Origin of the sequence: Pseudovibrio sp. Ad37, assembly GCF_001623075.1 — a bacterium.
Taxonomy (GTDB): domain Bacteria; phylum Pseudomonadota; class Alphaproteobacteria; order Rhizobiales; family Stappiaceae; genus Pseudovibrio.
Window position 1 is genome coordinate 83015 of the sequence record NZ_LMCF01000151.1, and the last position, 9934, is coordinate 92948.

Consider the following 9934-nt stretch of genomic DNA (forward strand, 5'->3'; position numbering starts at 1 on the left):
AGAAACATCACCACGTCAAAGTAGTGTGTTTTTTTTGACACAACAGCTTTTATGGATGCTTGAAGCACTCAACTCAGATACCACAGATCATAGGCATTCTAATTTTCATTAAGCCGTTGAAATACAAATATTAAATGCAACATTAATACGTCTAGATCAGTATATTTAACTGCTAAAAAAACATAATCACCCTGAACGCATGCAAAAAATCACGCGCTGGGGATTAAAATGCCAACTAAAATTTAATATGCAAATTCAAAATAGAAATAGGCAAGGGCATTCTGCAATACATAACCTTTGACAGAGGAACCCGGTGGTTTTGGACACCACCGGGAATGAGAGTCATTGGAAAATCAGGATTATTGAAAGTCCAATGAAGGCCTAAGGCTTAAGTCAGCCTTAGAAAGAACGCTCTACGCGGAAGTTCAAAGTAGCAGCGTCTGTTTTGTCAGCACCGTCTACATCTTCCTGCTTCCAACCAGCACCAGCAGAGAACAGCAGACCGGAAACCGGACGGTACTCAAGAGTGCCAGCTACAACAACTTCATTGAAGTCATTGAAGTCAACAGTCTCTTTACCTGCTTCAACATCAAGATAAGAGCCTTCGATGCCGGATGAGAATACTGAGGTCCAGTTATGCTTATAACCAGCTGCAACAGACCATGCCTTGTTGGTTTCCAGAGTGCCATTCATAACAACGGCATCTGCTGTATCATCAGCGCCAACATAGGCCATAGCACCATCTGCATATGCTGCCTGGAAGTTGAACACATCACCAGGTGCGATCATATCCAGATTGAAGCCGACAGCAGCGGCGACACCATAACCAACTTCAGAAGAACGAGCTTCAGGAGAGTCAACTTTCGTCACAGCACCAGACAGGCCTGCCCAACCCCAACCTTGATTGATAAGAGCTTTAGCAACGAAGGAAGGTACAGTGTTACCTGCTTTTTCACCATCAATGATATCATGCTGGCGATCAGAGTTATCTTCAATAGAGCCCATAATTGTCAGGCCATTAGCAACAGCGTAGGTGTAAGACGCCTGCCAAACGGTATCATCAGACAAATGACGGTCAAACAAGTTTGTGGACAGGTTGTCAGTCCAGAGATCAAATGCAGAGTTCGCGCGACCGAAGGTGAAACCACCAACCTGAACATAACCTTTATCCAGCTCAACACCCTCACCGTCACCACGACCATCTGTGTCTGAAGTGAACTGGAAGTCCATGTAAGTACGGATCAAACCCAACTCAGACTGGGTACGGGTGTCAACACGCAGGTTGGCACGGGAGCGGAAGTTCTGGTTGTTCTTGTCGTTACCAAAATCTTCGTCATCGGTCAGGTTGTTGATTTTTGCTTCAACACGAACACGACCGCCGATTTTGATTGCAGTTTCAGTACCTGGCAGTACGAAGAAACCTGCACCGTATGCATCGTTGATGCGAACGTAATCTACTGGTGCGATGTCAGCTGGAAGGTCAGCAGCCTGAACGGAAGTTGCAGCGGCAGCAGCAGCTGCTGCGATTGCGATAGCCTTGAAATTCATAATTCTAACTTTCTTTAAAACCAGAGCAGCTCGACCACATGTCGATCCCTGACCACTCTGGCTCCCCACTTGCGCATCCTGATCAAAGCAATGTTTGAAACATCACTTTATTCAGCGGGCACCGGTAAGTGCGCCCTGCGCTGTTCACAGCATCAATATTTGTGATCTTTAGTTTTTAATCAATAATTCAAATGAAGTTTGAAAGTCATCGAAATACGATGTGACACAAATAACACAGGGAATTCAGGGGAGGTAAGCCAAACTAAGAACGGCAATACGTACTAGAAACAAACCATTTCAAAGCAAAAGTGAAGATTAAACCCATAAATTATTGTTATATTCCGAGTTACTGGAGAGGTGTTGAGACCGGACCGGTATAACTTAAGAAAAACAAACAAAAATCATCACTTTTTCAGTCAAAAACCTATTATCTCAAAACCTTTTCCTTCCAAGTCAGCTGCAACTGACTGCAAGCATACATCAACACAAACAACAAATCATAATACATCAATAATTTTGATATTAAATACATAGACTCCACACAACCCATAAAAACACATGTAAATCAATAAGTTAACTAAACTCACATAGGCCCACTGCGATTTATCGGCCTAAAACGCATTAACTTTTGCAGTCTATACGATGTGGACAAATCCACCTCAGCGAACATTTTTCACGCAAAGGACAACTGACTGCCTACCAAAAACAAAGAGGGCAGCCACTTGAGTGACCGCCCTCCTCCATAAAACTGAGTGTTTTGTCCTAGGCTTGGCCTTCAATGAGTTTGCGACGTAACCATCCTGAGAGTTGATCCATCATCATCACCACCACAATAATCAGAAAGATCAGGTAGAGAGTGTTCTCCCAATCCTGTCTGGTCCGCATGGTCTCAATAAGCTTTAGGCCTATTCCCCCTGCTCCCAATGCTCCAATCACGGTGGCACTGCGTGTATTGCTCTCCAGATAATAAAGCATCTGGGATATAAAGAGAGGTAGGATTTGCGGAAACAGCCCGAACCGGTATTTCTGAACCGGAGAAGCTCCCGTTGCTTGCACGCCTTCCGCCTGTTTCTTATCTGCATTCTCAATCGCCTCAGAGAACAACTTGCCGAAAGTACCCGTATCGGTGAAGAAGATCGCAAAAATCCCGGAGAGCGGCCCAAGTCCGAACGCCCGTATAAAGATGAGCGACCAGATAAGCATATCGACCCCGCGTAGGAAATCGAAGAACCGGCGCACGCCTGTTCGCGCCAACCTCACCGGATTAACATTCGCAGCAGCAGCAAACGCAAGCGGCAATGCTAGAATACCCGCAATCAAGGTACCGACCACGGCCATGATGAGAGTTTGCAGCAATGCGAAATAAACCTCCCCATGCTGCCACTCGCTGTTCATCCAAAACTCATTGAACATAAAGCGCAGGTTGGAAACATCAGGATCCAGTCTTTCCGAAGAAAACGCCAGAGACATCAGCTGACCAGCACTCAGCCCGTTCAGCTTGCTGTCAAAGTCAAACCAGAAGTTCTCCCACCCAACGAAATAGCGATGCACCTCAACTTTGCTCTTTGTCAGCCAGATACGTGTATATAAAGAGGGCCGCGCATTAACCTGGGTTTTCGAGACCTTGAGCCAGTCAGCTTCAGCTCCACCAATAAACTGCGGAACCCCATCTCCAACTTTGAATGTAAAAGGCTCATCAAACTCTGGATGAGAGTAAGTCACCACATCATCTGCAAAGTGAAGCACCCCATCTTCACCGAGCAGAATGGAGGATTGCCCACCTGATTGCTCAATCCAATCTGGCTGCTCTTTATATATAGCGCGCCTGTTACCCTCCAGGCTAACAACGAACCCCTGATCAGCCTTCTTGAACTGGTACTTTGCATGCGCCTTGTGGGCATAAGCATCCAGCGCAAACAGTTGAGCCATGTCCCCGCGTGCTTTCTCCATCACGCCCGGAACATCAAACGCGAAAAAGCAGAGAGTCAAATAAGCAACACCCAACAGCGACAGCACCGGCCCAAGCAAGCGCTTTTTCAAATCCAGGCCGAGAACACCGGGATACAGCTCCTCCAGTCGTTGCTCTTCATGATGCGACGTCCCACGCAAGGCACTAATATCTGTCATAGAGCGCTCCATCAAACCTGTCCCGTCTGACCAATAAGTTTTTGCCGCATCCAACCGCTGAGGTAGTCGATGGACGTGATTGAAAGAACCAGCATGAAAATGATGACAAGAATGTCTGCCCCATAGTTCCAATCAACAACCATCTTCAACTCAGCACCAAGACCACCAGCCCCGACAAATCCAAGGATCGCAGAGGCCCGCACGTTCACCTCCAACCTAAGTAACGTATAAGACAGAAAGTTCGGAAGTACCTGAGGCAGAATGCCGAAGCGAATTTGCTCCAGCCAGTTGCCACCTACACTGCGAATGCCTTCAGCAGCCTTCAGGTCACAGTTCTCATTCACCTCAGAAAACTGTTTGGCGAGTGCACCAATTGTATGCGTTGTCACCGCAATCACAGCAGCAACCGGACTTGGCCCAAAAATCAGAACCAGCAACAGCGCAATCACAATCTCTGGAAATGCGCGAAAAATATCCATCACCCGGCGCATCGCAGCAACGGCAAGCCGATTGCTCACCAAGTTACGGCTGGCAACGAAACTCAGCGCCCCACCCAGAAAGAATGCCAGAAGAGTTGAGACCAAGGCGATGTTGACCGTCTCGATTAGGTACGGAAGATATTGAAGAACAAGTGCAAAGAGCCCAACCAGCCCTTCCTCATAAGCACCAATGAACAACTCAGCCGGATAATCAAAGAATTTACCCAGGCCTGTCCAAAAGCCACCAGAATTTGCTTGGTCCGCAACAAACAAGCCACCGAAGATGCTCAGGACACAAAGGCCGAGCAGAGAAAGAGTATATAGCGTTCGGCGCCGGGCAACACGCTCATAGGCCTGAGAAATCTCGGCCAGACGGGAAGCTTCGGCAAGCGCCAGATGAGCGGCCACTCCAACATCCTCCAAACAGGGAAATGATGAGAGCCACCACGGCCCCCATAAAGAAAGGGCGCGGTCAGATCCGCGCTCCTTTACTACTCTGAGAATTAGTTAGCTTTTTTTGCTTCGATCTTACGGCGACGCGCTTCAACAATGGTCTTGTAGAAGTCGTGGTTCACTTCCACGAAGTCAGCGTACTCACCACCCTGTGCGGAGTAGAAGCACTCGGTGTTATCAGTCACCATAGACTTCAACGAGGCGACAACCTTCTGCTTTACGTCGGATGGAAGCGACTTACGTACAACAAGCGGACCATTAGGGATCAGCGGAGACTGCCAGACCTGAACCAGATCAGACATATCAACCATGCCTTTATCTACCATCTTACGCAGATTACCAGAGGTGTAGCCCTCTTCCCATTCGCCAACGCCAGATGCCCAGGTGACGCCACCGTCAACATCGCCATTCAAAACAGCAAGAACGTTCTGCTCGTGTCCACCAGAGAACTGCGTAGAGGCAAAGTACTCTTTCAGGTTCAGGCCCATATCGTCAAACGCAACAGAAGGAACCAGATAACCGGAGGTGGAGTTAGGGTCAGCAAAGCCCATCCGCTTGCCCTTCATGTCTTCCAGCGTTTCAATGCCAGAATCCGCACGAGCAACCAAAACAGAATAATAGCCTGTTGCGCCATCTGTCTGCTTGGTGGTCAGCACTGGCTCAACAGCATCAGGAGCTGACAGATAAACAGCAGAGTAACCGGAAGCGCCAAGCTCAGCGTAATCCAGGTTCCCGCCCTTCAGGCCTTCAATAGTGCCAGCATAATCAGCAGCTGGAAAAAGCTTGACCGGAACACCCAGCAGCTTTTCAAAACGGTCAACCAGACACTGGTTGGAACGAAGACGATCCGCCTCATTCTCACCACCAAGAATACCAATGCGGAATTCAGTGATTTTCTCTTCAGCCAGAGCCATAGGCGCAGCAAGAAGGGTTGTGCTAACAGCAAGAGCTGCAGCGACTTTACCGATGATTTTCATCAGAGCACTCCAATATCAGAATATAAATCTAAAACCGCTGCTATTCGGCAGCAGAGACAACAGGCGAAGCATCGCCTTTCGCCAGTTCCAGGGCAGCGATTTTTGCACCTTCGCTACCCAGAGAAGTTGAGGTCATCCCCTCCTCAAAACTGTCGTCAGCACCGTAGATCTCACGGGCCACTGCGGTCGAAAGCTCATCTGGTTTCCCATCAAAAACAATCTCACCATCACGCATGCCAATCACGCGGTCGCAGTAATTACGGGCAGTATCAAGAGTATGGAGATTACAAATAACTGTCAGGCCATCTTCCGTGTTGATCGCCTTAAGAGCGTCCATCACCACCTGCGCATTCATCGGATCCAACGAGGCAATCGGCTCATCGGCCAAAAGCATTTTCGGCTCCTGCATAAGAGCACGGGCAATCGCAACACGCTGCTGCTGACCACCAGAAAGATTTTCAGCCCGCTTCAAAGCCGTTTCAGCAATACCAAGTCTTTCAAGTTTCAGCAGCGCCTGAACGCGTTCTTCCCGCGTAAACAACTTAAGCATGCTGGAAACAGTTCCGTGTGCATTCAGGCGACCCAACATAACATTGGTTAAAACATCAAGACGCGGCACCAGATTGAATTGTTGAAAAATCATCGCGCAATCACGCTGCCAGCGGCGCTTATGCGCGCCTTGCAAGGCAAGCACATCAACACCATCAACAAGGACACGCCCATCGGTTGCCGGGGTAAGTCTGTTGATCATCCGCAGCAATGTGGATTTACCTGCACCAGAACGACCAATAATGCCGATCATCTGAGGCTTCTCAACAATGAAGCTCGCCCCTTTGACAGCAACATGCGCGCCAAATTCTTTTCTAACGCTTTCAAACTGGATCAAGAGTTCAACCCCGGTACCTATTAAAATTTAACGTACTAGGCACACGCGATTGTTACAGCGAAATGACGCTCACTCACAAAGCAACCCCGTCAAAAAACCGTCACACCCCACCTCCCCCACATAGCTGGCAAAACGAGCATTACATTACGTTTCTGTGACAGGAGGAAAAGGCAACCGGCGTTCAAACCAAGTAAGTCAACCAGGTGAGATTTTCATGGAGGATCGAAAAATGTAGAACGAGCGACAATCTGCAAACCAAAGACCATCGCAAAGCCGATTTAAGAGCAATGTAACACAGCTGAGGAACAAACCTTTCGGCCTGTTGCACTACAAATTCGTATTTTCAAAAAAGGGAAGATGGCGGACACGGAGAGAGTCCGTTAAAAAACCGAGTTCTCTGGAGAGACCTTTTTAACTCTTATATTTCAGTACAGTAACTCGAAATACTTCAATTTCACAATGCTTAAAATATGCAATTGTTATGTAATTTGTTATGTAGCTCACGACCAGATTTTGCTGTGAAATGAGTGCTGTTTGGTTATAGCAAAAATCACCGCCCGCAATTGATAACTGCGAGCGCCTTGGATTTCTCAGCATAGATTAGATGAACAGGAAATCATCCGGTTGTAGCTCAACAGGAGTGACACCTTGCAGGGTGATCGAAGTATCTGCGTCGATTGTGACCACTGTATCTGAACCACGAACCTCTGCAGCATCGAAGCCAGCAAGAACATCATGACCGGCATCACCAGCAGCAAACACAAATATGTGGCTACCTTCACCGCCATTCAGCTGATCATCACCAGCACCACCTGTGATCACATCATTACCTCCATTTCCGTTGATAATGTCTGCTCCAACACCTCCTACGAGAGTTTCAGCAGCATCATTACCCATAACTTCGAGAGATGCGGCCCCAAAGGTTTCAATCACTGGTTCATCGTTAGGGAAGTAGATCGTTCCGTCTTGCCCGACATAGAAGCCAGTAGGGTCTTTGGTAAAGACATAGACTGATCCGGAACCCTCTCCGTTGTCATCGTCAGAATGCGATCCAACCGTGTTAGTACCATCTTCATTGATTGAAACAGAGCTACCAAACAGACCAATGCCTGCTGCGTCAGAGGCTGTCAGTTCAATCTCAGAGTAACCACCAGAACCATTCGGCACATAAACATAAGCAGCTCCGATGCCGGAAGTAGCACCTGTAACGATGACACCAGCCTCATTCACAGCAAGTGTCGGACCTGTACTACTATCTCCGGTAATCAGCTTGGAAACCGTATAGTTACCATTGCCATCCGGCTCATGGATGTACAAGGCACCGTCAGCGCCAACAACAATGGTGCCATCATCCTGAGCCACACCACTTTGACCAAAGCTATTATTGGAGTCAGGTGCGGACAATTCCAGCTCTATATAATGACCGAGAGTATCCGGTGAGAACACATAGGCAAGATCGCCTGGGCCGTCGGCAAAGATAACGCCACTGTCGTTAATGCTAACATTACCACCAGCGCTTCCAGGTACTGGAACAAAGAGTGTGTCTTCTGTGTAACCGCCAATACCATCTGGAGTGTAGATGTAGATCTTGCTTTCAAGCCCATCAAAGACAGAAGCAACAATCACTCCATTTGCATTCATTGAGAGGCCATGCTCACTAGGGAAGCTACCGGCAAAACCCTCAGGTACAGTCAGCTTGACTTCCGAATAGCTCCCGCCGCCTGTCGGAGTGAACACATAAATAGCTTTTCCGACACTACCCAGAGTACCATCTCCGAAGGCACTAACCGCAACAACACCAGAGTTATTGATCGCAGTATTGGCACCGAAGTAATTCAAGTCAGCACCATCAGAAGCCACAAGTTTGGTCTCGGCATAACTGCTGCCATCTGGCGTATAGACATAGACCGAACCGGATTCACTGCCCTTATCATCGTCACCAGAAGCACCAACAACCACAACTCCGTGGTCATTCATCTGCACTCCATGGCCGAAACTGTCATACTCGGCACCATCAGATGCAACAAGTTTGCCGGATTTAGCTGTGACATTACCCTCACCCTGGATTGTGACCGTAACCGTCTCAGTGGAGCTTGCACCTGAAGCATCCGTTACGGTGTAAGTGAAAGTGTCGTTTGCAGTTTCTCCGCGGTTCAATGCATCGTACTTACCATCAGGATTGTAGGTGAACGCACCATCGGCATTTACTGTAACAGAACCGGTAGTGTCGCTCGTATTAACGGTAATGCTATGGGTGTCAGATGTATCGAGATCATTGAACTCGGGCGCAATATTAATCACAGTGTTTTCGTCTGTCAGTCTCGCAATCTCAACCGCAACCGGCCCTTCATTCTGCCCTGCCACCGTAATTGTGACAGTAGAGGTCGCGCTTTCACCAGCAGCATCAGTAATCGTATAAGAAAACGTGTCTGTAGCTGTTCCTCCAACAGCTAGATGATCAAATTTGGTGCCTGGGTCATAGTGGAATGTGTCATCACTGACGACTGTTCCAGTTCCGATCATTTCCGCGACATTCAAAGCAAGCGTATGAGTATCTACCAGATCAAAATCCTGGAAGAAAACTCTGATGGAAATCACATCGTTTTCAGTAGTTGAGATTTGAATTGGGTAGGAAAATGGTGCGGAGTTAGACATTAAAACAACTTCCCTAAGAGCATTAACGATTACACTCTAAAGTTGTAAAACTTGCCGAAACTTATGATTTCAATTTTAATAAATATGCATTTTCCGCTGTATTTTGAAATAGATAAGAATATCGCATCTTTCTAATGTTAGGTTGTAAGTAAATGTACTTTCACTCCTTATCGGCAATGCGATCTAGTTTCCTTTCGATATTCTCCAACCGCTTTCAATGCTCACAACCAATGTCTCAACCCGTGTAACACGTTCAACCATAGCACTACTTTGCGAAGCGTAGCGCTCCAATGCAGTCACTAGTTCGTTGACGCTTGCCGCCCACCAGACAAAACTAATAAACCGCAGTATCACAGTAAACATCAGGCCTACTGGGATCTCTTTTCCAAGACGCCAACCCGAAGGAGTTTGCTCTTGCATCGCCATCACAAACACCTCTTTCATTCGCAATTTGATCGTGTAGTCTTAGTTGTTTCGTCAGGCTTTGCACTTCCAATACTCAATCAAGCCAGTGTTCCAACGCGACCAAACTCACGCAGAAATTTCACGAGTCCCTGTGCAACCAAGCTTGTGAGTTTATCCACTAGCTAGCCATAAAAGAAGTTCTAACTGAAGCAACCTCAAGCTTCGTTGATCAAGACAGCACCTTCGCGCTGTGCCAATGAGCAGCCCCATGTGAGTAGTCCAGATTGAAAGTTAGTGCATCACTGGCCTTTGGTCTATCGGTACGATAGCCTCTGTCGCAGGTAGGCGGTAGCCCAGAGCACTGTGGGGTCGTTTGGTGTTGTAGTGGTTCCTCCATCTCTCGA

At 47.7% G+C, this 9934-nt stretch carries 8 protein-coding genes; all 8 read right to left on the bottom strand.

Annotated elements, in window-relative coordinates:
- Positions 1–399: 399 nt before the first annotated feature.
- Positions 400–1548, bottom strand: coding sequence for a porin (locus tag PsAD37_RS19655; RefSeq protein ID WP_063297569.1), 1149 nt, complete (start codon positions 1546–1548; stop codon positions 400–402).
- A gap of 762 nt (positions 1549–2310) precedes the next feature.
- Positions 2311–3675, bottom strand: coding sequence for a phosphonate ABC transporter, permease protein PhnE (gene phnE, locus PsAD37_RS19660; RefSeq protein ID WP_063297582.1), 1365 nt, complete (start codon positions 3673–3675; stop codon positions 2311–2313).
- A gap of 11 nt (positions 3676–3686) precedes the next feature.
- Positions 3687–4562, bottom strand: a complete 876-nt coding sequence (gene phnE / locus PsAD37_RS19665) for a phosphonate ABC transporter, permease protein PhnE (protein WP_063297570.1) — start codon at positions 4560–4562, stop codon at positions 3687–3689.
- A gap of 95 nt (positions 4563–4657) precedes the next feature.
- On the bottom strand, positions 4658–5584 hold the full coding sequence (phnD, locus tag PsAD37_RS19670) for a phosphonate ABC transporter substrate-binding protein (RefSeq protein WP_063289228.1): 927 nt from the start codon (positions 5582–5584) through the stop codon (positions 4658–4660).
- Between the two features lie 40 nt (positions 5585–5624).
- Complete coding sequence (gene phnC / locus PsAD37_RS19675; protein WP_057464261.1) at positions 5625–6470, bottom strand: phosphonate ABC transporter ATP-binding protein; 846 nt, start codon at positions 6468–6470, stop codon at positions 5625–5627.
- A 600-nt stretch (positions 6471–7070) separates the two neighbouring features.
- A complete protein-coding gene (locus tag PsAD37_RS19680) occupies positions 7071–9125 on the bottom strand; it encodes a VCBS domain-containing protein (RefSeq protein WP_063297571.1) in 2055 nt (684 codons plus the stop codon).
- Positions 9126–9308: 183 nt separating this feature from the next.
- On the bottom strand, positions 9309–9569 hold the full coding sequence (locus tag PsAD37_RS19685) for a hypothetical protein (protein WP_063297572.1): 261 nt from the start codon (positions 9567–9569) through the stop codon (positions 9309–9311).
- Positions 9570–9821: 252 nt separating this feature from the next.
- Positions 9822–9934, bottom strand: a 113-nt coding sequence (locus PsAD37_RS27755) for an integrase core domain-containing protein (RefSeq protein ID WP_153039739.1), incomplete at its 5' end; no start/stop codon positions are given.

Excerpts from the sequence above, each read along its gene's own strand:
- PsAD37_RS19655 (WP_063297569.1), bottom strand. The coding sequence starts at position 1,548 with ATGAATTTCAAGGCTATCGCAATCGCAGCAGCTGCTGCTGCCGCTGCA.
- phnE (WP_063297582.1), bottom strand. The coding sequence starts at position 3,675 with ATGACAGATATTAGTGCCTTGCGTGGGACGTCGCATCATGAAGAGCAA.
- phnD (WP_063289228.1), bottom strand. The coding sequence starts at position 5,584 with ATGAAAATCATCGGTAAAGTCGCTGCAGCTCTTGCTGTTAGCACAACC.
- PsAD37_RS19680 (WP_063297571.1), bottom strand. The coding sequence starts at position 9,125 with ATGTCTAACTCCGCACCATTTTCCTACCCAATTCAAATCTCAACTACT.
- PsAD37_RS19685 (WP_063297572.1), bottom strand. The coding sequence starts at position 9,569 with ATGAAAGAGGTGTTTGTGATGGCGATGCAAGAGCAAACTCCTTCGGGT.